Origin of the sequence: Mycolicibacterium austroafricanum (assembly GCF_902705885.1) — a bacterium.
Classification (GTDB): domain Bacteria; phylum Actinomycetota; class Actinomycetes; order Mycobacteriales; family Mycobacteriaceae; genus Mycobacterium; species Mycobacterium vanbaalenii_A.
In genome coordinates this window covers 40,299-61,730 of sequence record NZ_CACSIP010000024.1, presented here as the reverse complement: position 1 = coordinate 61,730, position 21,432 = coordinate 40,299, and the positions used below count along the sequence as shown (strand labels likewise).

The following is a 21,432-nucleotide window of genomic DNA, read 5'->3' as shown; positions in this document are numbered from 1 at the left end:
GGGGCTTGATGGGGGCGATCCGGAGCTGGTGGCGGCACCCGGACCAGTACGACTGGCTGTCGAGCTACATGCACGCCCGTGGCTTCACCCGGTCGGCCCAGATCCTGATGGCAGTGGTCGCGGCCTCCGGAGCGCTCGTCCCCGCCAACGCGTTCTGGAGTCCAGTCCCCGCGAATCTCGCGCTACTGATTCCCGTGGCGGTGATCGCGGGAGTGGCCGGGCTCAGCTACTGCGTGCTCTGGCTCACCCGGTGGCCCACCCGCATCCAGTCCATCGGTTTCGCGTCGTTCATCTGCCTGAGCATCGGACTCGGCAGCTGGGCCGCCGCCGACCCGCAGATCGGTTTGATGGCCTGCGCCGCGCTCGCGGTATCCGGCGGATACTTCGCGTTCTTCCACTCGGCACCGCTGGTCGCCGCCAACCTGGCGGTCGCACTGGTCGTCGCCGCGGTGCATGTGGCGGAGCTGGCCACCCAGGGCGAGCTGGTGCTGGCGCTGACCATGTTTTTCCTCGTCATCGAACTCAATGCCGGTGTCCCGCTGGCCATCCAGGTCATGGTGCACGCGCTGGGAATCGACTTGATCAAGTCCGACCGCGACCCGCTCACCGGGCTGTTCAACCGGCGCTCGTTCCAGCGCGCCGTCGTCGCGACAGTGCTCGACGGCCAACCCGCCGGCAGCTACCTCGCCTTCGCGATGATCGACCTCGACCGGTTCAAGGCGCTCAACGACGCCTACGGCCACAGCACCGGTGACGACGCCCTGGTCGCCGTCGGCCGCGCCCTGTGCACGACGCTGCCGGAATCGGCGATCGTGGGCCGGGTGGGTGGAGAGGAGTTCCTGGCCGCCGACATCATCGCCACCCCGGTCGCGGAGAGCCTCGGCGAGCAGGCCCGCGAGGCCATCACGACGACGGGCTACGGCCTGACCGGAAGCGTCGGCACCGCCGCTGTCGAAGCCGCCGCCCTGAACAGCGGCACCATCGTCGACTCACTGCACTGGCTCACCGTCGAAGCCGACGTCGCGATGTACACCGCCAAACGCGCCGGCGGCAACCAGGTGCACCATCACGGGCCGCTGGAAGCCCCGCGCCGCGCCCCCGACGTCGAGCGCATGCACGGCGAAACGCCTCAATAGACGCCACTGCCTGCGGTAGCCGCGTCAAAAACCTGTCCTGACAAGCGTTTTCGTGGGGAACACAAACCTACGGCGGCCCGAGCTGTTACGGTGCATAGCAACCAGGTGATCAAAGCATTCTGCCAGCGACGATTCAGGAGACTCCCAGAAATGGCCAAGACCACCGCGGACCGCAATCGCATGCTGAAGAAGTTGGGTGGGGTCGGCGCGATTGCCACGGCGGCCTCGGCCGCCTTCATCGGCCTGGGCAGCGCGACCGCCAACGCCGACGTCACCGACTTCGGCGCAGACCCCCGGGTGAGCAGCCGCCAATCCTCATCGACCACCTCAGGCGGGGTCCGGCACGACGCGACGTGGGGTGAAGTCCGCGGCACCGACATCGGTGACGTGCACGCCCACGGCGAGGTCAGGGAATCGATGCGGGCCGTGCCGGTCCGGCCTCGGGTCCCGCGTGCGGACAACTTCCGTAGCGGTTGGCACCACGGCATTCGCGGCGGCCTGCGCTAGCGCCTTCTACAGCGAGATGCGCTCGCGGCTGGGCAGGGCGACGCCCGACTGGCTGTCGAAGAAGTAGGTGCGCTCCGGCGGCAGCACCAGACCGATGCGGGCGCCGGACTCCAACTGGGTGCCCGCGGGGGCCTGCACGATGACCGGCGTCGCAGTCGGTGCGCCCGCCGAGTCCCCGCCGACGTCCACCAGCGCCGTCACCAGCACGTGGCTGCCCAGCGGTTCCACCACGTCGACCCGCGCCGGCAGCATGCCCTCGGCGCAGACCTCGCGCAGTTGGAGATGTTCCGGGCGCACCCCCGCGGTTACGGGGCCGTCCGCGCACGGCGCCGCGGTGAGCGCGGCGGCACCGATGTGCAGCACCCCGGCGCGGACCTCCGCGGTCAGCAGGTTCATCGGCGGACTGCCCATGAACGCGGCGACGAACGTGTTGGCCGGGCGGTGGTAGACGTCGTCGGTGGTGCCGATCTGCTGCACCTCACCGCCGGCCATCACACACAGCCGGTCCCCCAGCGTCATCGCCTCCACCTGGTCGTGGGTGACGTAGATCGAGGTGACCCGCGTTTCGCGATGCAGGCGCTTGAGGTCGCCGCGGACCTGATTGCGCAGTTTCGCATCCAGATTCGACAGCGGCTCGTCGAGCAGGAACGCCTGCGGTTTGCGCACCAGCGCACGTCCCATGGCCACCCGCTGACGCTGGCCACCGGAGAGTTGCCCGGGTTTACGGTCGAGCAGTTCGTCGATCTGCAGCAGTGCGGCCGTCTCGCGGACCCGGCGGTCGATCTCGGCGCGCGGGATGCGGCGCTGCCGCAGACCGTAGGCGAGGTTGCGGAACACCGTCATGTGCGGATAGAGCGCATAGTTCTGGAACACCATCGCAATGTCACGCTGCCCCGGCGCCAGCCCGGTGACCACCCTGCCCCCGATGCGGATGTCCCCGGAGGTCGGCTTGTCCAGGCCCGCCAGCAACCGCAGCGCGGTGCTCTTGCCGCAGCCCGACGGACCGACCAGGATCAGGAACTCCCCGTCCGCCACCGTCAGATCCAGCCCCTTCAGTGCGGTGACCCCGCCGGGGTAGCGGCGGGTGACGTCGCGGAACTCTACTTCTGCCAACGTATTACCCCTTGATCCCGGTGCTGGCCACCGACTGGACAAAATAGCGCTGCGCGCCCACGAACACGAGCAGCATCGGCAACAGGCTCATGACGTTCGCCGCCATCAGCAACGGCCAGTTGACCCGATGTGCGCCCTGGAAATAACTCAGGCCCAGCGGAACCGTCATCTGGTCCTGCGAGGTGATCACGATCAGCGGCCACAGGAAGTCGTTCCAGGACGTCAGCACCGTCAGAGCCGCCAACGTCGACATCGCCGGCAGCGACAGCGGCAGCACGATCTTGAACAGCACGCCGATCCGCGACGTGCCGTCCACCCGGGCGGCCTCCTCGAGTTCGACGGGCACGGTCAGGAAGAACTGGCGCAGAAAGAAGATCCCGAACGCCGTTGCCAGGTTGGGCAACATCAGCGCGCCGATGTGGTTGATACCCAGCACTTCCCAGACGTTGTCACCGAACCACTTCACGATCAGGAACACCGGGATCATCGTGACCTGGAACGGCACCATCAGCGTCGCCATCAGCGTCACGAAAAGCGCGGTGCGGCCCAGGAACCGGATGCGGGCGAAGGCGTAGCCCGCCAGGCTGCAGACGACCAGATTGCTGACCAGCACCACCAGCGTCACCAGTGTGCTGTTGAGGAAGAAGTGCCCGAACGGCGCCGCGGCCCACGCGTCGGAGTAGTTCTCGAATCGCGGCTGCGCCGGCCACAACACCGGCGGAAATCGGTTGGCCTCCCCCTCTGTCAACAACGAGGTGATCAGCATCCACAGCAGCGGGACGACGAGCAGGAACGTCAGCGGGATCAACAGCAGGTGCCACGGGCTGAAGGGCAGCCGCCAGCCCCGTCGCCGTGGCGGTGCCTGCGGTGGCGCGGTTGTGACGGGCGGCGACTCGGTGGTGGTCATGCGTTGTGCACATATCGGCGGGCCAGCCGGAACTGGAGAGCAGTGATCACCAGGATCACCACGAACAACGCGTAGGCCATCGCGGCGGCGTAGCCGGCGTCGAACTTCACGAACGCCTGATCCCACAGGTAGTAGACGATCACGGTGGTGGCGCGCAGCGGCCCACCGCGCGTGGTGGCGTACACCTCGTCGAACAGCTGCAGCGCGTTGATGGTCAGCCAGACCAGCAGGAAGATGTTCGCCGGACCCAGCAGCGGCACGGTGATAGTGCGGAAGCGGGTGAACGGGCGCGCCCCGTCGATCGCCGCCGCCTCGTGCAGTTCCGCGGGGACTCCCTGCAGCGCCGCCAGGTACACGATCACCGAGAAGCCGGTCCAGCCCCAGACCGTCATCGCCACGATCACGTACAGCGCTTGGCCCGGGGACGACAGGAACGGTTGTGACGGCGCCCCCACGGCGTTGAGCGCCGCGTTGACCAGACCGTAGTCGCGGTCGGTCAGCCACAGGAAGATGATGCCCTGCGAGATCGTCGACACCGCCATGGTGATGTACGCGGCGGTGCGGTAGACGGAGATGAACCGCACCGAGCGGTTCAACGCCGCGGCGACGAGCAACCCGACCAGCATGGTCCCGGGTACGAACAGCGCGGTGTAGACGATGGTGTGCTTGATCGCGTCGACGAAGACCGGATCGTCGGCCATCTTCCGGTAGTTCTCCAGCCCCACCCACGGCGTCTGAGGGCTCAGCAGGTCGGACTGCTGGAACGACAGTTGCAGCGACATCAGCACCGGCAGCAGACCGAAGATGCCGATCAGCACCACGGCGGGGCTGATCAGCGCCCACCCCGCCGCGGTTTCCGAGCCTCTGACGCGCATCGGCATCCCCTATTTGCCGGCCAGTGCGGCGTCTGCGGCCTCTGCGGCGGTGTTCAGCGCCGCCGCGGGTTCGTCCTTGCCGAGCATGACCGCGACGATCGCCTGTCCGAGCGCGTCGGAGATCTCAGGGTACTGCTCGACGGTGGGCCGCACCTTCTCGACGTTGCTCAGGTTCTCGACGAATGTCGCAGTGCCGGGCACGTTGTCGTTCAGCGTGGTCAGCACCTCCTGGTCCTTGCCGACCGAGGCGCGGATGGGCAGGTCGCCGGTGCCCAGCGAGAACGTCTTGACCTGTTCGGGTGCCGAGAGCCACTTGACGAAATCGATCGCCGCCTGCTTCTTTTCGTCGCCGTTGTCGAAGATCACCCAGTTGTCCGGACCGGCGATCGTCTGATGGCCGCCGCTGGAACCTGCGAAGGTGGGCATCACCTGCACGCCGTAGTCGATGTCGGAGAGCTGGCTGAGATCCCATGGCCCGGTGATCAGCATCGCCACCTTGCCACTGTTCATCAGTTTCGGACCGTTCTCGTTGGTGGTGTCGAGGTAGAGCGACTTGTCGGTGACCGCCATCTGCTGCAGCACCGTCAGCGCCTCGACACCCGCCTCCGAATTGAACACCGCGCTCTTGTTGTCGGGCGAGAGGATGTCACCACCGGCCTCCCACAGCATCGGAAGGTAGTGCCACACCGTGTCTTCGCTGCCGTCGGCGGGGATGAGCCAGCCGTACTGCCCCGTCGACGGATCGGTCAGCTTCGCCGCTGCGGACCGGAAGTCGTCCCACGTCCACTCCGGGGTGGGCGGTGCGATCCCGGCCTCGGCGAACAGCGTCTTGTTGTAGACGATCGCGAGGTTGTCCACCAGCGCCGGCACGCCGACGATCTTGTCCCCGACGGTGGCCGCCTGCCGCTCGGCCGGGTAGAAGTCGTCCCAATTCCAATCCTCTTGGGAGACTTCGTCGGCCATGTCGACTACCTGGGGGATCTGGGCGATGTTCGGTGACCACGATCCGAACATGTAGGCCACGTCGGGGGCGCTGCCGCCGCGCACCGCGGTCAGCACCTTCTGCAGCACCAGGTCGTTGCTGGAGTACAGGTCGTTGATCTTGACCTCGGGGTGTTCGGCGTTGTACTGCTCGATCAGGCTCGTGAACACCTCCCCCTCGGTGTCCTGGTAGCCGTGCCACACCGCGATCTCGGTGGTGCCCGACGACGAACCGCCACCCCCACACGCGGACAACACAAGCGCGAGGACGGCAACCAATACGATGCAGAGCCGGCGTCGAATCACAGTGGACACTCCTTAGTTGACGACATCTGGGTGGGCTGAGGCAGGTGAGCGCAGCGGTTCGGGCAGCAGGTCGCCGTGCGCGGCGGTCAACTCGTCGCACAGATCCCAGATCCGGTCGACGCTCAGCGTGGCGGCGGTGTTCGGGTCGACCATGGCCGCCGCGCGCACCAGGCGGGGATCACCGTTGACCGCGGCGCGGACCGTCAGGTCCACCGGGCCGAGGAAACCGCGGTTGAGCGCGGCACATTGCGGCGGCAGGTCGCCCACCTTCATCGGGTGCGCGCCCAGCGCGTCGAGCACCGTCGGAACCTCGACCGCCACCCCGTCGGGCAGATTCGTGATCAGACCGTCGTTGACGACGTTGGCGGAGATGACCCGCCTGGTCCCGGTCTCCAGCGAATGGATCACCTGCGGCGCGTACTCGGTGGAACCGGTGTCGATGGGCAGCGACTCGGTGTCGGCCAGTTGCGCTCGCACACGGCCGTACTCGGTCATGTTCGCCTCGCTGATGGCCACGTACTCCCCGATGTTGAGCCGCAGCCGGGCCACCTCGTCGGGGTCATGCAGATACCACGGCACGTACTCGCTGCTGTGTTCGCTGGTCTCGGTGGGGTAGTAACCCAGCCGCCGGTACATGTCGACCCGCACCCGGCGGCGCAACTCCGGGTCGGCGGCGATGCGCTGGTCAAGCAGCGGGTACAGGTTCTGGCCGCCACGCTCCCAGCGCAGCACCCAGGCCTGATGGTTGACGCCGGCAGACCAGTACGAAATGTCTTCGTAGGGAACGTCGATGAGCTCGCACAGCCCGACCATGGTCCAGTACACCGAATGGCAAAGCCCCAGCACCTTGAGCCGGGGCGCCACATGATGCAGGTAGCTGACGTTCATCGCCATCGGGTTGGTGTAGTTCAGCAGCCACGCGTCCGGGCAGACCTGCGCCATGTCGGCCGCGATGCCGGCCAGCACCGGGAAGGTCCGCAGCCCGCGGAAGATCCCGCCGATACCGATGGTGTCGCCGATGGTCTGGTTCAGTCCGTACTTCGCGGGGATCTCGAAGTCGCGCACCGTCGCGTCGTGCATGCCGACCTGAATCACGTTGATCACGTAGTCGGCGCCGTCGAGGGCACGGCGGCGGTCGGTGGTGGCGAGAACCTCAGGGTGTGCGCCGGCCGCGCGGGCGGTGGCGCGGGTGATCGCCTCGGCCGTCTCGAGTCGCTCGGCGTCGATGTCGTGCAGCACCACCCGCACCGCGCCGAGTTCGGGGAACGACAGGATGTCGCCGAGCAGTTCGCGGGTGAACTCGACGCTGCCCGCACCGATGATGACGATCGTGGGTTTCACCGACGGTTCCCGTCAACAGCCGGGACACCGGGTACCAGCACCGTGGACGTCGCATCTGTCATGGTGTTCTCACCTCTTCGGATGTTGTTGTGGCGTTCGCGAGTTGCGCCACGGCGTCATCGGTCAACGGATGGCCGCTCTGTTTGGCGGCGTAGAGCGCCGCCCCGACAGCCGGATCCAGCAGGGGTCGCCGGAGGTCATAGGTGGCGGGCAGGTCGCGCAGTGCTGTCTGGAAGCGCTCCAGGAAGTCCGCGTCGGAAAACATGCCGCCCGAGTACGACACCGGAACCGTTTCCCGGTCGGTGAAACCGACGAGGATCCGGGTGGTTTCGACCAGCGCGACGAGTTCTGCGGCCGCATCGGCGAGGATCTGCGCAGCGGTCTCGTCGCCGCTTCGGGCGGCGTCGCACACCGTGGTGGCCAGCGCGGCGATGGCGCCGCGGCTTCCGCCCCAGGTCCCGATCACCAGGCTGATGGCATCGAGGTCGCTGTCGATGTTCAGCCGCTCCTTGAGCAGACCGTGCAGCGGGCCGCGGGCCGACCTGCCGTCGCTCATCCGGCTGAACGCGTTGAGACCATGCGCGGCAACCCAGTACGCCGATCCTTCGTCGCCGAAGAGCTCACCCCAGCCGCCGACCCGGTGCCCGACGCCGCGGCGTTCGCCGTAGGTCATCGACCCGGTGCCGCTGATGACGTTGATGCCGTCCTGTCCGGCCAGCGATCCGGCCCAGCCACAGACCATGTCGTTGTCGCAGCTGTAACGATCGTGCCCGAGGACCCGCGCCGGCACCGCGTCGAGCGCCGCGATATCGGCGCTGGCCTCGCCGTACCCGGGGAGCCCGAAAAACGCCGCGTCGATGTCGGAAGTGGCGAGTCCGGCCTGGCCGCAGATGTCCCTGACACCCTGCGCCAGAACGTTTTCGACGACCTCGATGCCCTCGTTGAAGTAGTAGGACGTCTTGGTGGTGACGCGGGCCAGGACCCGGCCGGTGTCATCGAGGAGGGCGAACGCCGTCTTCGAGCCGCCGCCGTCGACTCCGAGATAGTGGGCGGGCATCACACACCGCCGTTCATCGGATAGATGGTCACGCCCCGCACCACGCGGCTGACCTCACCGTACGGGAACGGGTTGTCCGGTGTCTTACCGTGTTTCAGCGCGGTGAACAGCGCCAGATACTGGGCGAACACCAGATAGCTGAGGGCTACGAGGGCGTCGGGCAGGCCGTACAGACCGGGGATGACCACCGCCGGCCCCAGCTCCGCCGGGATCGGCTCGGCGCTGATGACGGTGACCGCGTCGCGGCCCAGCTGTGCGCGAAGCTCGGCGATGATGTCGAGGTCGTAGCGACGGGTGTACGGATCGGTCGAGACGTACACCACCACCGTGGTGTCCGCGTCGAGCACGGACTTGGGTCCGTGCCGGAATCCCAGCGGGGACTCGAAATAGGTGAACACCTCACCGGCGGTCAATTCCAGCAGTTTGAGCGCAGATTCGCGTGCCAGCCCCTCCAACGGCCCACTGCCGAGGTACACGAAGCGCTGTCTGCTGGTCTGCGCCAGCGCCCGGATGTCGGACTGCAAGCCCACCACGTGTTCCGCGGCGCCGGCGAGCGCCTCGGCGTCGGCGGGCACCGCCGGCCCCAGAAGCATCAGGCACGTCAACAACATCGAGGTCAGGCTCGAGGTCATCGCGAAGCCGGAGTCGTTGGTGCGCTCGGGCATGTACACGACCAGCGAGTCGGCGCGGCCGCTGTGCGCCCGGCCCAGCTTGCCGTCCGGGTCGCAGGTGAGCACCAGATGCCACACCTCGTCGACGATCGAGTCGGCGAGCGCGGTGGCGGCCAGGCTCTCCGGGCTGTTCCCGGAGCGGGCGAAGGACACCAGCAGCGTCGGAACACCGCGCTGCAGATGGTCGAGCGGGTTGGCGACGATGCTGGTGGTGGCGATCGCGTCGACCCGACGGCGCAGCTGGCGGCGCAGCGCCGGGGCCGCGATCTCCCCCGCGAAAGCCGAACTGCCCGCGCCGGTCAGGACGACCCGCAGATCGGGGCGCCGGAGCAGCTCGCCCAGGAACGCAGCGGCCTGCTCATCGGAGCGGCCGGCCACCTCCCGCCAGGCGTCGGGCTGCTGACCGATCTCGAGAATCGTTGCGCCACCGTCTTGTTGGGCGGGCACCGTGGTATTGCTGGTCACTGTTCACCTCCGGGGGTCAGCGCGCGGCACGCGGTCGCGTACGGGCGCAGCGCGTCACGGACGCGGTCGACCACCAGGGCCTGCGCGTCGGCGTCGAGTTCGCCGGCACGGATGCGCTCGTACTGCAGCGGCAGGAACTGGCTGATCAGCGGCAGCGGGATGCCGACACGGTCCAGGTTGGACAGCAGCATCCGCCGGGCGGCGTCGACCTCGTCGTCGGCCCAGTAGTAGCGCAGCCGGTCGCTGTAGCTGTACCGGCGCGCGGTGCGCTGCACCACAGGGTCCCCTTCGTAGTAGCTCTGCCAGTACCGTGGCTTGGCAAGCATCCTGCGCTCGACGACCTCGATCAGGTTCGACCGGGAGGGTCGGGCGACGAGTTCGGTCTCGATCAGCGCCAGCGCGAACAGCGCCTCGCGCATCGCAAACGTCAAGCCCGGTCCGACCTTGAGCACGGCCCAGTGGTCTTCGACGAGTTCGCGCAACTGCGCCGGACGTTGGTAGTCGGTGGAGTGCGCTTCGAAGACCAGGGTGTTCTCGGCGGCGAGAACACCGCGCAGTTCGGCGGTGGCGTGGTGCTCGTAGTCGATCACCTGCAGATGGTCGAACTCCACGCCGGGCTGCACCACCAGCGCCATCACCCGCGGCCAGACGTGGTCCAGACCCACCTCGGCGAACGCCGCGCGGTGTGCGGCGATGGTGGCCCGCGCGCGGTCCGCCGGTGTCGGGGTCAGACGGTCCAGCGTCTCGTGCGCGCCGCCGGGCACGGGCACCTCGGTGCCGATGACGTACGCCGGGCCGTCGGCGCCGATGCGGTGAGCGGCGTTCTCGGCGACCTGCAGCAGCCGGGCGCTGCGGCTCGCCACCGTCGCGTCGGGCAGCACCTCGGGGTCGTCCGCACAGCGCATGCTGCAGTCCAGATGGATCTTGGTGTACCCCGCCTCGACGTAGGCGGCGATCAGATCCTCGGCGTGCCTCAGCGCCACATCTGATGGCTCGTGTTGCCAGCGGTTGGGCCCGAGATGGTCGCCACCTAGCACGACGCGGTCTCGCGCGAACCCGTTCTCGTCGGCGATGCCGAGAACCAGATCCCGGAACTGCGCCGGCCGCAGCCCGGTGTAGCCACCGAACTGGTCGACCTGGTTCGAGGTGGCCTCGATCAACACGTAGCCGTCGTCGGCGGCCGCCTGCGTGATGGCCGCCTGCAGCACCGTGGGGTGCGCCGAGCACACCGAGTAGACGCCGACGGGTTCGCCGGCCTTGTGCCGGGCGACCGTGTCGGCCAACCGGTCGACCCGTCGCAGGGCGGGCGCAGCGGACGTCATCGCGCCTCCATCGCAGCCGGTGAGGCAATGGCCACGACCCGGCACAACCCGGCCACGGTGTCGCCGATGGCCGCACGCCCGGCGGCCAGGTACTTGCGGGGGTCCGACACGTCCAGGTGGGCATCGAGGACGGTCCGGACGGCGCCGGTGTAAGCCAGGTTCAGCGCGGTGCCGACGTTGATCTTGCGGATGCCCGCCCGCGCGGCGGCCTGGAGCTGGTCGTCGGGCACCCCCGAGGAACCGTGCAGGACAAGGGGAATCGGGATGATCGCGGCGAGGTCGCGGATCAGCTCGACGTCGAGGTGGGCGTCCCGGGTGGTCATCGCATGCGTGCTGCCGACGGCCACGGCGAGTCCGTCGACCCCGGTCGCCGCGACGAAAGCAGCCGCTTCGTCGGGGCGGGTGCGCACCCCCGGCGCATGGGCGCCGAGCGCCTTGTCCCCCTTGCCGCCGACCTCGCCGAGCTCGGCCTCCACCCACAACCCGGCGGTGTGCGCGCGGTCGGCGCACGCCCGGGTCGCCTCGACGTTGTCGCGGTAGGACAGGTGGGCCGCGTCGATCATGATCGAGCTGACGCCGAGATCGGCTGCGGTCGCCAGCGCTTCGTCGATCAGAGCGGCGTCCTGGAGGTGATCGAGGTGTACCGCCAGAGCCACGCTGGACTGCGCCGCGATCCGCGCGCACGCCGTCGCCAGTGGCGCGATCCGGCCGCCATGGAAGCGGACCGTGTTCTCGCTGATCTGGATCAGTGCGGTGGCGCCGGCACGTTCCACCCCCTCGGCAATGCCTTCGGCGTGCTCGACAGTGATGGCGTTGAACGCGAGGACGGCGGTGTCCCTCGCGGTCGCCAAGGAGACGATGTCGGCGGTGGCGGCCAGGGTCATCGGGTCATCCGCTGCCGGGGATGTGACGTGTGGAACATCAGTCGAGCATGAGAAGCTCGCTCACAGCGCGCAATACGAAACGGACAAACGATCAGTAAAACTGATTGTTGGTGGCGCGCCGCAGCCCGTCGAAGGAGGTCCCGCAGGTGTCGATCAAGCGCACCGACCGGATGCGCGCCGTGCTCTCGCTGCTGCGGGAGCGCGGCGAGATCGCGTCCCACGCGCTGTGTGCGGAGCTATGCGTATCCGCGGCCACCTTGCGCCGGGACCTCGCCGAACTCGAAGAGCAGGGCCTGCTGATGCGCACCCACGGCGGGGCCCGCGCCCTGGACCCCAGTGGCAGCGAGATCCCGGTCCGGCTCCGCGATCACCGGATGGTCGCGATCAAGCGACGCATCGCCCAGCACGCCGCGGCGCTGGTGCCCGCAGGCCCGCAGGCGGTCGCGCTGACCGGTGGAGTGACCACCGGCGAGGTGGCCCGGTCACTCAAGGGGCGGCCGAACATCACCATCGTCACGAATTCGCTGACCATCGCGGCCGACTGCGCCGTCGACGCCCACATGAAGGTGATCGCCACCGGCGGACTGGTACGGGCCAACTCTCTGGAAGCCGTCGGCCCGATGTCCGAACACGCCTTCCAGGTGATCACCGTGGGGACCGCGGTGCTGGGCGCCGACGGGATGAGCGCCGAGATCGGGGCGACCACCTTCGACGAGGCAGAGGCCCGCACGGCGATCGCGATGGCCGCCAACGCCCAGCGCGTCGTCGTCGCCGTGGACGGCTCCAAGATCGGCAAGGTCACGCTGGCCAAGATGGTCTCCCTCGGACAGATCCACCATCTGGTCACCGACTCCACCGCCGACGCTTCCCAACTGGAGCGCATCGCGGCCGCCGGGGTGCACGTTCACGTCGTCGACACGGGGGACGGCACGGGGGACGGCGGGGCAGCGGGGCAGTGAAGCCGCCGCGCACAGAGTTACCGACGGGTAAGGGACCGGCTCGCCGACGCCTCAGCTAGGCCGCTTAAACTTCCCGAGATACATTCTTAAAGACGCTCTTAGAAAACGATGCCATCAGGAGGCGCAGTGGCCAGTCACGCCAGCTCAAAGATCTCCAAGGTGCTCGTCGCCAACCGCGGGGAGATCGCGGTCCGGGTGATCCGAGCAGCCAGGGACGCCGGACTGGCGAGCGTGGCGGTCTATGCCGAACCAGATGCCGACGCTCCCCACGTCCGGCTCGCCGACGAGGCGTTCGCCCTCGGCGGCCAGACCTCGGCGGAGTCCTATCTGGTGTTCGAGAAGCTGCTCGACGCCGCCGCGAAGTCCGGCGCCAACGCCATCCACCCCGGCTACGGCTTCCTGTCCGAGAACGCCGACTTCGCCCAGGCCGTCCTCGACGCCGGGCTGATCTGGATCGGGCCCAGCCCGCAGTCCATCCGCGACCTCGGCGACAAGGTCACCGCCCGCCACATCGCGGCCCGCGCGGAGGCCCCGCTGGTGCCCGGCACCGCCGAGCCGGCCAAGGACGCCAACGAGGTCGTCGAGTTCGCCAAGGAGTTCGGCGTCCCGATCGCGATCAAGGCGGCGTTCGGCGGCGGCGGGCGCGGCATGAAGGTCGCCCGCACCATCGAAGAGATCCCCGAGCTGTTCGACTCGGCCACCCGCGAGGCCGTCGCCGCCTTCGGCCGCGGTGAGTGCTTCGTCGAGCGCTACCTGGACAAGCCGCGCCACGTCGAGGCCCAGGTCATCGCAGACACGCACGGCAACGTCGTCGTCGCGGGCACGCGAGACTGCTCGCTGCAGCGCCGCTTCCAGAAGCTGGTCGAGGAGGCGCCGGCGCCGTTCCTGACCGACCCGCAGCGCAAGGAGATCCACGAGTCGGCCAAGCGGATCTGCAAGGAGGCCGGCTACTACGGCGCCGGCACCGTGGAGTACCTGGTCGGCCAGGACGGTCTGATCAGCTTCCTCGAGGTCAACACCCGTCTGCAGGTCGAGCATCCGGTCACCGAGGAGACCTCCGGCATCGACCTGGTGCTGCAGCAGTTCAAGATCGCCAACGGCGAGCCCCTCGACATCACCGAGGATCCGACGCCGCGCGGGCACGCCTTCGAGTTCCGGATCAACGGTGAGGACGCCGGCCGCGGCTTCCTGCCCGCCCCCGGCCCGGTCAGCAAGTTCGAGCCGCCCACCGGCCCCGGCGTGCGGATGGACTCCGGCGTGGAGACCGGCTCGGTCATCGGCGGTCAGTTCGACTCGATGCTGGCCAAGCTGATCGTCACCGGCGCCACCCGCGAAGAGGCGCTGGCCCGCTCCCGCCGGGCCCTCGACGAGTTCACCGTCGAAGGTCTGGCCACCGTCATCCCGTTCCACCGCGCCGTGACCGCCGACCCCGCCTTCATCGGCGACGGCACCAAGTTCGACGTGCACACCCGCTGGATCGAGACCGAGTGGAACAACACCGTCGAGCCGTTCACCGGCGGTGACCCGATCGACGAGGAAGACACCATCCCGCGCCAGACCGTCGTGGTCGAGGTCGGCGGCCGTCGCCTCGAGGTGTCGCTGCCCGGCGACCTCGCGCTCGGCAACGGCGGCGCCCCGGCGCACGGGGCCATCCGGAAGAAGCCCAAGTCGCGTAAGCGTGGTGGCGGCGGCGGCGCCGCGGCGTCGGGTGACTCGGTGACCGCGCCGATGCAGGGCACCGTCGTCAAGGTCGCCGTCGAGGAGGGCCAGACCGTCGCGGCCGGTGACCTGGTGGTGGTGCTGGAGGCCATGAAGATGGAGAACCCCGTCACCGCCCACAAGGACGGCGTCATCACCGGGCTGTCCGTCGAGCCCGGCGCGGCTACCACCCAGGGCACCGTGCTCTGCGAGATCAAGAGCAGCGAGTAACTTCGCCCCGCGAGCGCGCGGGTTTGCACGCCCTCACGCGGCGTGTCGCGTACAAGACGTCGCGCTCGTCGGCGGCGAGCGGGTCAGCTCCGTCCGACCCGCCGCAGTCCGGCCACGGTGTCGGCCAGTGTCTCGGCCGGGTCGCGCTGCGTCACGCCGAGTTCGCGCTCGCTGGGTCCGTCGTCTGACGGCGGCATCTGGGTGTAGTACTGCATCGCCGCGGAGTTGATCGGCGTCTCGAACGGCAGGTAGGCGCCGATCGTGTCGAACAGCGCGCCCACCCCGCGCAACGCGGTGTCGGGCACCGGGAACACTGCCAGCGAGCGGTCCGCGGCCGCGCCGATCAGCGACGCCAGCTCGTCGACCGGGATCCGCCGACCACCGGCCATGTAGCGGCGCGGGCCCTTCCCCGGCTCCAGCAGCGCGACGTGCAGCGCCGCCAGGTCGCGGACGTCGACGACGATCCACGCCGCGCTGCGCCCCGGCACGCCGTGCATCTTGATCGCCGCCTCGACACCCTCGGCCGCCTCGCCGAACTGCTCACCGGCCGGCGGCCCGAGCACCATGCCCGGATAGGTGATGTCGACCGGCGCCCCGCCGTCCTGCAGGCCGCGGGCGTACGCCTCGACGACGGCCTTGGACTTGCCGTAACCGTCGCTGCCCCCGACCACCGGCAGATCGGCGTGCAGCACCTCCAGGTCCGGGCGGAACAGCGCGGTGAAGCTCGAGACGTGGACGATCGGGTCCAGTCCCTTGCCGGCCGCTCCCCCCAACACGTGACGGGCACCCTCGAGGTTGGTGTGCAGCATCTCGTCGGCACGGCTGGGATCGGTGGAAACCATTGCCGCGCAGTGGATGACCGCGTTGCATCCGTCCAGGGCGGCGCTGACCGAGTCGGCGTCGGAGATGTCGCCGAGGACGGAGTCGGCGACGTCGACGCCGATGCTGCCCGCGCTGGCCGCCAGCCGTTCGACGCTGCGCACCAGGAACCGCACGTCGTAGCCGCTGTCCTGGACGGCTTTTGCGGTCCACGCGCCCACGAAGCCGGTGCCCCCCGTGATCAGTACCCTCATCTGGCCCCTCCGGTGCGGTCGCTGTCGCCCGCAACCGTACCGAGGGTCAATAGCGGACCCGGAAGCCGCCGATCAGCCGGATCAGATTGCCGTCGGGATCGGTCAACGTCGACAACCGCACACCCTTGTTGGCCTCCACGACGGCGTCGGGTTCCAGCCCCCTGCCGGCCACCGCGGCGAGGTGCGCGTCGAGGTCGTCGACCGCGAGGTTGAACAGGCTCGACCCGGCGCGGCCCGGGTCGAGGAACACCTGCAGCCAGCCCTGAGGCACCACCTGCCATTCAGCCAGCGTCGGCATGGGTTCGTTGTCGGGCGCCCTGCCGAACAGCGAGCTGTACCACTCGCGGCCGGCCTGCAGGTCGGACACCGCCACCACAGCCAACAGATGGTCGATCGCCATCGCCTGTTCCTTTCCGTCGCTCGTTGTTATGACCGGCGACGGACCGAAAACTCATCGATAGTTCGCTTGGCTAGCCAATCGAGCTTGCCGGCGCCTCCGGGAATGCCATTGACCTCTGGCGTGATTAACCCTTTCGTGCGCCGCCGCCGTCTTATAGGGTTTGCTCACGGCAGTAGCCCGGTTTGCTGAGGGGTGGAGTGGCCCCGTTTTCGTCGCGAAGGTGGCGGGAACGGGGCCTGTCCCTTCTCATGGCAAGCTGAGCGGGTGGAGCCCGTCGAGATCAATGCCGGCAACTGGTACCTGCGTGCGCTACGCGCCGATGACCGCGTCGACGACCGACCCGCGCTCGCCGACCTCGGCGAACACGCCCCCGACTACGTGGACAAGCAAGCCGCACAGTGGGATTCAGAGACCTTGTGCTCATGGGCGGTGTGCGAGCCGACGACCGGCGAGCTGCTCGCCGAGGTGACGCTGGATCCGGCGACCGGAGCGATCGGCACCCGGGCCCGCCCGGGCCATGAGAATGCCGCGCAGACCGGGGCGGACGCGGTGGCGCGGTTCGCGCAGGCCGTCTTCGGCCGATAGCGGCGGATCGGGCGCAGTTCGTCAACGCCTGCGTGACGAACTGCGCCGAAATCACCGCGGATCAGCGCTCGTCGAAGTCGATACCCGAGCCCAGATCACCGCAGTCCACCGCGATTACGTCGTCACGAGCCCGTAAGAACGGCCCGGCGCCCTCGTCGCCGCTGAGCACCTCGAGCAGCTGCGGCCAGTGCCTGCGGGCGATCACCACCGGATGGCCGGGGCGCTGGCCGTAGCGGGCCCGGGCCAACCCCGAGTCCGACGACCGGGCCGCGGCCAGCACCCGGCGCACCGCCGCGGCACCGATGTCGGGGGTATCGACGGTGGTCAGCACCGCATATTCGGTGGTGGCGGGCAGCGCGAGCAGTCCGGCGCGCACCGACGCGCTGACCCCGTCGGCCCACCGTTCGGCGACCACGGCGCGCGCCGGCTGGGGGACGTCGACGACGGCCGCGCCCAGAACCACGACGACGTCGCCGCAGCCGCCGTCGTGCAGGGCCGACACCGCCAGCCGCAGCCACCGCCCGCCCTCGGCGTCCACCTTCGGCTGCCCGTATCGCGCGCCCGCGCCTGCCGCGAGCAGCACTCCTGATACCGACATGCTTTGTGTCACAGCGCGTTTCGCCTTAAATACGGGAGTTTGTGACGTAGCCGTCACTCTCCACCTGAGGATATCGTTAGGAAGGCAAGGGTTCCATTGTCCAAGATCGGCCCGAGGGCGTAGGGTTCAAAGCACGGGTTGAAATCAACAGCCTCTGGAAGCGTCATCGTCACACGGACATCGTTCGTGCAGGCTTTGAGACCAAGGGCCCACCTTGACGTGAACCAAAGTCCGAATCACGCATTCCGACTGATGGAGTCACAAAATGTCCCAAATCATCGATACCCCTCCCACCCCCGCTGAGCGCGTCGACTGCCACACTGCGCAGTTCGAGATCGCCTGGCCACAACCCCGCACGGCGGTGGTCGCCGCGCACGGTGAACTCGATGCGGCCAATGTCGCCGGTTTTGTCGAGTACGCCATGCTCCACGCCCCGGACACCGACCGAGTGGTCATCGACCTGTCCGGGCTCACCTTCTTCGCCACCGCGGGCTTCACCGCGCTGCACACGCTCAATGTCGAGTGCGTGGCAGAAGAGATTCACTGGGCACTGGTGGCCAGCCCCGCGGTCGACCGGCTGCTTCGGATCTGCGACCCGGATTCGACCCTGCCGATCTGCGACGACGTCGCCGCCGCGCTGACCGCGGTGCACAACGACCCGCCCCGGCTACTGCAGCTGGTCCCGGAGACGAGTTAGCGACTTCGCCAGCAGGCGGGACACGTGCATCTGCGAGATGCCGACCCGCTCGGCGATCTGAGTCTGCGTCATCGACTCGAAGAAGCGCAGCACCAGGACTGTCCGCTCACGCTCCGGCAACGCCGCCAACAGGGGCCGCAACGCCTCCCGGTTCTCGATCTGATCGAGGCTGGTGTCGACGTCGCCGAGCGTGTCGGCAATCGCGGGGGCTTCCTCGCTGCCGCTACCGCCGCTGTCGATCGACAACGTGTTGTACGAGCTGCCGGCGACCAGGCCCTCGATCACCTCGTCGCGGTCCATCTCCAACTCGGCGGCCAGTTCGCTGGCCGTCGGGGCGCGGCCCAGCCGCTGTGACAGGTCTGCGGTCGCCCCGCCCAACCGAAGATGCAGCTCCTTGAGCCGCCGAGGCACCTTGACCGACCAACTGTTGTCGCGAAAGTGCCTGCGGACCTCGCCCATGATGGTGGGCACCGCAAACGACACGAAGTCCGACCCGGCGTTGACGTCGAACCGGATGACCGCGTTGACCAGGCCTACCCGGGCTACCTGGACCAGATCGTCGCGGGGCTCGCCGCGACCGTCGAAACGCCGGGCGATGTGATCGGCCAGCGGCAGGCAGCGCTCGACGATGCGATCACGCTGCCGCTGAAACTTCGCCGACCCTTCGTCGAGATCGGCGAGCTGGCGGAACATGTCGGCCACGTCCGCATATTCAGAGCTCGACCGTTTCGACGAACCCTGCGAAGGCGATCGTGTCACCGCAGCGAACTCGCTCGCCTCGTTGTCATCGAGATGCCGAACTGCTGATCGTGATCCGCCGACTGGCCGTTGGAGAAGGTCGACACCTCGTCGGTCAGCGAACTGAGCACATGCCAGCTGAAGCTGCCCGGCGCAAGGATGTCGGTGCTGTCGCAGGTGGTCGACGCATGGACCACAAGGGCCTCGGGCTGCGGCTCGACCACCAGGAGCAGGGTGGCGTCAGGCACGGCGGACCTGATCAGCCGGGTACACGCCTCGTCGACGGCCAGCCGCAGATCGGCGACCGCGTCGAAGTCGAGATCCTCGAAAGTGCCGATGGCGGCAACCAGGGTCCGCAGCACCGCGAGATTCTCCAGCGTGGCGGCAACTCGAAGCTCCACCGATTGGGCGCCCTGGCTCTGCCCGTTGCTGTGGCTCGCGCTATCGGCCATCTGACCTCCCGGAAACTTGCAAGCGAGACTACCCCAGCCGTTGCCCTGGCTATTCATGGGCGTTGAGGGTGCTGAAGGTAGCGGTGGACAACGTTAGGCGATGACCCGGGTCGGGTAACCAGCCGCCATGGAACAAAACATCCCGCCGACCGGCACCAGACCGAAACGCAAGCCGCTGCGCGGGACGCTGGTCACTGCCGGCGTGGTGCTGGCGATCCTCGTCCTCGCCGCGGCGGCGATCTACGCGGTCGCGTTCCTCGCGCTCGCGCCGATGATGCAGTGATCCCGAACAACTGCGACCCGATCCGGATGTCGTCATGGTTCGGGTGCAATACCCCGTCTGCGGTGCAGCCCAAACCCACCTGCGGGGCGCAGGCAATTGCGTTGCCGCAGAGTGGCGTTGGTTGAGACCCATGTCACCCGTTTAGCGGCCGGGTGTTCCGGGAAGTCTCACTGCGTCCGGCGATGACTGAATCGCGGGTACGCCAGCTCGAGAAGTTGGGCGTATGAGACCTGATCCCACGAGCGGAAGGTAGAGCATGAGCGACAAGAACAACAGTGGACCCGAAGAAGGCATCAAGGGCGTCGTCGAGGACGTGAAGGGCAAGGCCAAGGAAACGGTCGGCACCGTCGCCGGACGCGATGACATGGTTCGCGAGGGCAAGGCCCAGCAGGACAAGGCCGACGCGCAGCGCGACGTGGCCGAGAAGGAAGCCGAGGCCGAATCGGCTCGGGCCGGCGCCAAGGCCGCCGAGCAGCGCCAGGAGTCCAATCAGTAAGAGCTTCACGACAGTGGGCCCNGCCGGTTCTCCGGCTGGGCCCACTGTCGTGTGTCTGCTCGATCAGGTCAGCGCGTTGATCAGTTCGCCGACGGTGTGCGCCGATTCCAGCGGGTGGCGCAACCGGCCCGACGGGTTCACCGAGTAGCTGTTGCGGCGGCCGACCTTGGTTTTCTCCAGGTAGCCGTCGGCGATCAGATCAGCCAGGATCGCCTGCACCGAACGCTCGGTGATCCCGATGAGCAGGCTCAGCTCACGCGCGGTCCGTGAACCCTGCGCCAGGCACAGCAGGACGTGGGCGTGGTTGGTCAGAAATGTCCACCCGCGCGGCTGGCCGGGCTCGACGGCCGCCTGCGGCGCCTTCTTCGGCCGCGCGCGGCCGGCCGCCCCGGATCCCGGCGTGCGGGCCGACGGCGACTTCTTCGGCGTTCGTCTCGAGGCGACCATCGCCGATATGGTACTGCCCCATTCGTGTGATGGGTTTCAGTAATCCAGCGGGTCGCGCGCCGGTTTGTCGGTGCGGGTGGCGAACAGACTCCACACGATGGAGACGGTCAGGGTGACGACGATGACGCCCAGGGTCAGCGAGATCGGCAGTTTGCCGACCGGCGTCTCCGACAGCACGAGCTTGACGCCGGCGAAGGCCAGCAGCACCGCCAGACCGTAGTGCAGGTGAGTGAACCTGCGCAGCAGACCGGCCAGACAGAAGTACAGGCTGCGCAGCCCGAGAACTGCGAAGGCGTTGGCGGTCCAGACGATGAAAGTACTGGTGGTGATCGCCAGCACCGCGGCCACCGAATCGATCGCGAAGATCAGGTCGGTCGCCTCGATGGCGACCAGCACCACAAACAGCAACGTGGCCACCCGCTTGCCGTCGACCCGGGTGAACAGCCGATCGCCGTGGTAGCGCGGATCGGTCGGGATCAGCCGCTGCACCAGCCGCACCACCAGGTTCTTGTCCGGTTCGATCTCCTTGTCGTGCTGGAAGGCCATCTTGTAGGCGGTGTAGATCAGGAAAGCCCCGAAGAGGTAGGCCGTCCAGAAGAACGCCGCAAGCAGTTCGGCGCCGACGAAGATGAACACCAGCCGGAACAACAGCGCCCCGACGACGCCCCAGAACAAGACCTTGTGCTGGTAACGATCCGGAACCGCGAAGTAGGTGAAGATCAGCGCGAAGACAAAGACGTTGTCGACCGACAGGGCCTTCTCGATGAGGTAGCCGGCGTAGTAGGTGCCGGCGACCTCGGCGCCATAGGCCCACCAGACGATTCCGCCGAAGCCCAGTCCCGCCGCGATCCAGATCGACGACCACACCGCTGCTTCGCGGAAGCCGATGACATGGTTGTCGCGGTGCATGAAAAGGTCGATCGCCAGCATGACGGCGATGGCCGCCGTCAGTGCGACCCAGCCCCACAGCGGAACGACTATTGCGTCGGCTGCCACCACTTCTCCTCGAGTCTCGTGTCTGTCGCAATCAAGTCAGCCGCACTGGACACGGCCGCGTCGAGCGCCGCACCGAGACCACAGGCAGCTCAAGACATCTCCGCCACACAACATGTCGCCCTCTCGGCCAAACCAGGTGCCACGAACATTAACACACGAAATACTATTCACTAGTTGTGGAACGTCTGGAGTCCGGGCGTTCCGGAAAACTGCA

The 21,432-nt window shown here is 68.1% G+C and carries 24 protein-coding genes; 8 read left to right on the top strand and 16 right to left on the bottom strand.

What is annotated here, in order from left to right:
- The first annotated feature begins 8 nt into the window (after positions 1 to 8).
- Complete coding sequence (locus BEMPMBAN_RS17320; protein WP_159232276.1) at positions 9 to 1,136, top strand: GGDEF domain-containing protein; 1,128 nt, start codon at positions 9 to 11, stop codon at positions 1,134 to 1,136.
- A 150-nt stretch (positions 1,137 to 1,286) separates the two neighbouring features.
- Entirely contained in the window at positions 1,287 to 1,643 is a 357-nt protein-coding gene (locus BEMPMBAN_RS17315) for a hypothetical protein (RefSeq protein WP_159232267.1), read from the top strand.
- Between the two features lie 6 nt (positions 1,644 to 1,649).
- Here BEMPMBAN_RS17315 and BEMPMBAN_RS17310 read toward each other — a convergent pair whose 3' ends face one another.
- From BEMPMBAN_RS17310 to BEMPMBAN_RS17270, 9 genes are read right to left on the bottom strand one after another with little or no spacing between them, the layout of a single operon-like run.
- Complete coding sequence (locus BEMPMBAN_RS17310) at positions 1,650 to 2,756, bottom strand: ABC transporter ATP-binding protein (RefSeq protein ID WP_159232265.1); 1,107 nt, start codon at positions 2,754 to 2,756, stop codon at positions 1,650 to 1,652.
- 4 nt (positions 2,757 to 2,760) lie between these two features.
- On the bottom strand, positions 2,761 to 3,663 hold the full coding sequence (locus BEMPMBAN_RS17305; protein ID WP_159232264.1) for a carbohydrate ABC transporter permease: 903 nt from the start codon (positions 3,661 to 3,663) through the stop codon (positions 2,761 to 2,763).
- Positions 3,660 to 4,538 (bottom strand): carbohydrate ABC transporter permease, encoded by an 879-nt coding sequence (locus BEMPMBAN_RS17300; protein WP_234897535.1) that lies wholly within the window; start codon positions 4,536 to 4,538, stop codon positions 3,660 to 3,662. The genes BEMPMBAN_RS17305 and BEMPMBAN_RS17300 overlap by 4 nt, the downstream gene beginning before the upstream one ends.
- A gap of 9 nt (positions 4,539 to 4,547) precedes the next feature.
- Complete coding sequence (locus BEMPMBAN_RS17295) at positions 4,548 to 5,825, bottom strand: ABC transporter substrate-binding protein (protein ID WP_159232262.1); 1,278 nt, start codon at positions 5,823 to 5,825, stop codon at positions 4,548 to 4,550.
- A 12-nt stretch (positions 5,826 to 5,837) separates the two neighbouring features.
- Complete coding sequence (gene melA, locus BEMPMBAN_RS17290; RefSeq protein ID WP_159232260.1) at positions 5,838 to 7,166, bottom strand: alpha-galactosidase; 1,329 nt, start codon at positions 7,164 to 7,166, stop codon at positions 5,838 to 5,840.
- A 58-nt stretch (positions 7,167 to 7,224) separates the two neighbouring features.
- Positions 7,225 to 8,223 carry an N-acetylglucosamine kinase gene (locus BEMPMBAN_RS17285; protein WP_159232258.1) on the bottom strand — a complete coding sequence of 333 codons (999 nt, stop codon included), beginning with the start codon at positions 8,221 to 8,223 and terminating at the stop codon, positions 7,225 to 7,227.
- Complete coding sequence (locus BEMPMBAN_RS17280; protein ID WP_159232256.1) at positions 8,223 to 9,359, bottom strand: SIS domain-containing protein; 1,137 nt, start codon at positions 9,357 to 9,359, stop codon at positions 8,223 to 8,225. The genes BEMPMBAN_RS17285 and BEMPMBAN_RS17280 overlap by 1 nt, the downstream gene beginning before the upstream one ends.
- Positions 9,356 to 10,681, bottom strand: coding sequence for a D-tagatose-bisphosphate aldolase, class II, non-catalytic subunit (locus BEMPMBAN_RS17275; RefSeq protein ID WP_159232254.1), 1,326 nt, complete (start codon positions 10,679 to 10,681; stop codon positions 9,356 to 9,358). Before BEMPMBAN_RS17275 ends, BEMPMBAN_RS17280 begins: the two co-directional genes overlap by 4 nt.
- Positions 10,678 to 11,565 carry a class II fructose-bisphosphate aldolase gene (locus tag BEMPMBAN_RS17270; RefSeq protein WP_159232252.1) on the bottom strand — a complete coding sequence of 296 codons (888 nt, stop codon included), beginning with the start codon at positions 11,563 to 11,565 and terminating at the stop codon, positions 10,678 to 10,680. The genes BEMPMBAN_RS17275 and BEMPMBAN_RS17270 overlap by 4 nt, the downstream gene beginning before the upstream one ends.
- A gap of 110 nt (positions 11,566 to 11,675) precedes the next feature.
- On the opposite strand from BEMPMBAN_RS17270, the gene BEMPMBAN_RS17265 reads away from it, so the two are divergent.
- Together BEMPMBAN_RS17265 and BEMPMBAN_RS17260 are read left to right on the top strand one after the other, a co-directional pair.
- Positions 11,676 to 12,524: a DeoR/GlpR family DNA-binding transcription regulator gene (locus BEMPMBAN_RS17265; RefSeq protein ID WP_234897534.1), complete on the top strand. Its 849-nt coding sequence runs from the start codon at positions 11,676 to 11,678 to the stop codon at positions 12,522 to 12,524.
- Between the two features lie 126 nt (positions 12,525 to 12,650).
- Positions 12,651 to 14,453, top strand: a complete 1,803-nt coding sequence (locus BEMPMBAN_RS17260) for an acetyl-CoA carboxylase biotin carboxylase subunit (RefSeq protein ID WP_159232250.1) — start codon at positions 12,651 to 12,653, stop codon at positions 14,451 to 14,453.
- Between the two features lie 83 nt (positions 14,454 to 14,536).
- Here the strand turns inward: BEMPMBAN_RS17260 and BEMPMBAN_RS17255 are convergent, their stop codons facing one another.
- Together BEMPMBAN_RS17255 and BEMPMBAN_RS17250 are read right to left on the bottom strand one after the other, a co-directional pair.
- Positions 14,537 to 15,526 (bottom strand): NAD-dependent epimerase/dehydratase family protein, encoded by a 990-nt coding sequence (locus BEMPMBAN_RS17255; RefSeq protein WP_159232248.1) that lies wholly within the window; start codon positions 15,524 to 15,526, stop codon positions 14,537 to 14,539.
- 46 nt (positions 15,527 to 15,572) lie between these two features.
- The gene (locus BEMPMBAN_RS17250; protein ID WP_159232246.1) at positions 15,573 to 15,926 is read right to left on the bottom strand and encodes a VOC family protein; all 354 of its coding nucleotides are present in this window, start codon (positions 15,924 to 15,926) and stop codon (positions 15,573 to 15,575) included.
- Positions 15,927 to 16,190: 264 nt separating this feature from the next.
- Between BEMPMBAN_RS17250 and BEMPMBAN_RS17245 the strand changes: the two genes are divergently transcribed.
- Positions 16,191 to 16,511, top strand: coding sequence for a hypothetical protein (locus tag BEMPMBAN_RS17245; protein WP_159232244.1), 321 nt, complete (start codon positions 16,191 to 16,193; stop codon positions 16,509 to 16,511).
- A gap of 61 nt (positions 16,512 to 16,572) precedes the next feature.
- Here the strand turns inward: BEMPMBAN_RS17245 and BEMPMBAN_RS17240 are convergent, their stop codons facing one another.
- Positions 16,573 to 17,109 (bottom strand): nucleotidyltransferase family protein, encoded by a 537-nt coding sequence (locus tag BEMPMBAN_RS17240; RefSeq protein WP_200846018.1) that lies wholly within the window; start codon positions 17,107 to 17,109, stop codon positions 16,573 to 16,575.
- Positions 17,110 to 17,374: 265 nt separating this feature from the next.
- On the opposite strand from BEMPMBAN_RS17240, the gene BEMPMBAN_RS17235 reads away from it, so the two are divergent.
- Positions 17,375 to 17,806, top strand: a complete 432-nt coding sequence (locus BEMPMBAN_RS17235; protein ID WP_159232239.1) for an STAS domain-containing protein — start codon at positions 17,375 to 17,377, stop codon at positions 17,804 to 17,806.
- On the opposite strand, the gene BEMPMBAN_RS17230 is transcribed toward BEMPMBAN_RS17235, so the two are convergent.
- Positions 17,777 to 18,565 carry an RNA polymerase sigma factor SigF gene (locus BEMPMBAN_RS17230; protein ID WP_159232237.1) on the bottom strand — a complete coding sequence of 263 codons (789 nt, stop codon included), beginning with the start codon at positions 18,563 to 18,565 and terminating at the stop codon, positions 17,777 to 17,779. The genes BEMPMBAN_RS17235 and BEMPMBAN_RS17230 overlap by 30 nt on opposite strands.
- Positions 18,562 to 18,996, bottom strand: a complete 435-nt coding sequence (locus tag BEMPMBAN_RS17225) for an ATP-binding protein (RefSeq protein ID WP_159232235.1) — start codon at positions 18,994 to 18,996, stop codon at positions 18,562 to 18,564. Before BEMPMBAN_RS17225 ends, BEMPMBAN_RS17230 begins: the two co-directional genes overlap by 4 nt.
- Before the next feature lie 127 nt (positions 18,997 to 19,123).
- Here BEMPMBAN_RS17225 and BEMPMBAN_RS17220 point away from each other — a divergent pair, with 127 nt between their 5' ends.
- Together BEMPMBAN_RS17220 and mbp1 are read left to right on the top strand one after the other, a co-directional pair.
- Positions 19,124 to 19,279, top strand: a complete 156-nt coding sequence (locus tag BEMPMBAN_RS17220; protein ID WP_200846017.1) for a hypothetical protein — start codon at positions 19,124 to 19,126, stop codon at positions 19,277 to 19,279.
- 256 nt (positions 19,280 to 19,535) lie between these two features.
- Positions 19,536 to 19,775: a microaggregate-binding protein 1 gene (gene mbp1, locus BEMPMBAN_RS17215; protein WP_159232234.1), complete on the top strand. Its 240-nt coding sequence runs from the start codon at positions 19,536 to 19,538 to the stop codon at positions 19,773 to 19,775.
- A 63-nt stretch (positions 19,776 to 19,838) separates the two neighbouring features.
- Here mbp1 and BEMPMBAN_RS17210 read toward each other — a convergent pair whose 3' ends face one another.
- Both BEMPMBAN_RS17210 and BEMPMBAN_RS17205 read right to left on the bottom strand, forming a co-directional pair.
- Positions 19,839 to 20,222 (bottom strand): helix-turn-helix transcriptional regulator, encoded by a 384-nt coding sequence (locus tag BEMPMBAN_RS17210; protein WP_159232232.1) that lies wholly within the window; start codon positions 20,220 to 20,222, stop codon positions 19,839 to 19,841.
- Positions 20,223 to 20,258: 36 nt separating this feature from the next.
- On the bottom strand, positions 20,259 to 21,218 hold the full coding sequence (locus BEMPMBAN_RS17205) for a TerC family protein (RefSeq protein WP_234897533.1): 960 nt from the start codon (positions 21,216 to 21,218) through the stop codon (positions 20,259 to 20,261).
- Between the last annotated feature and the right edge of the window lie 214 nt (positions 21,219 to 21,432).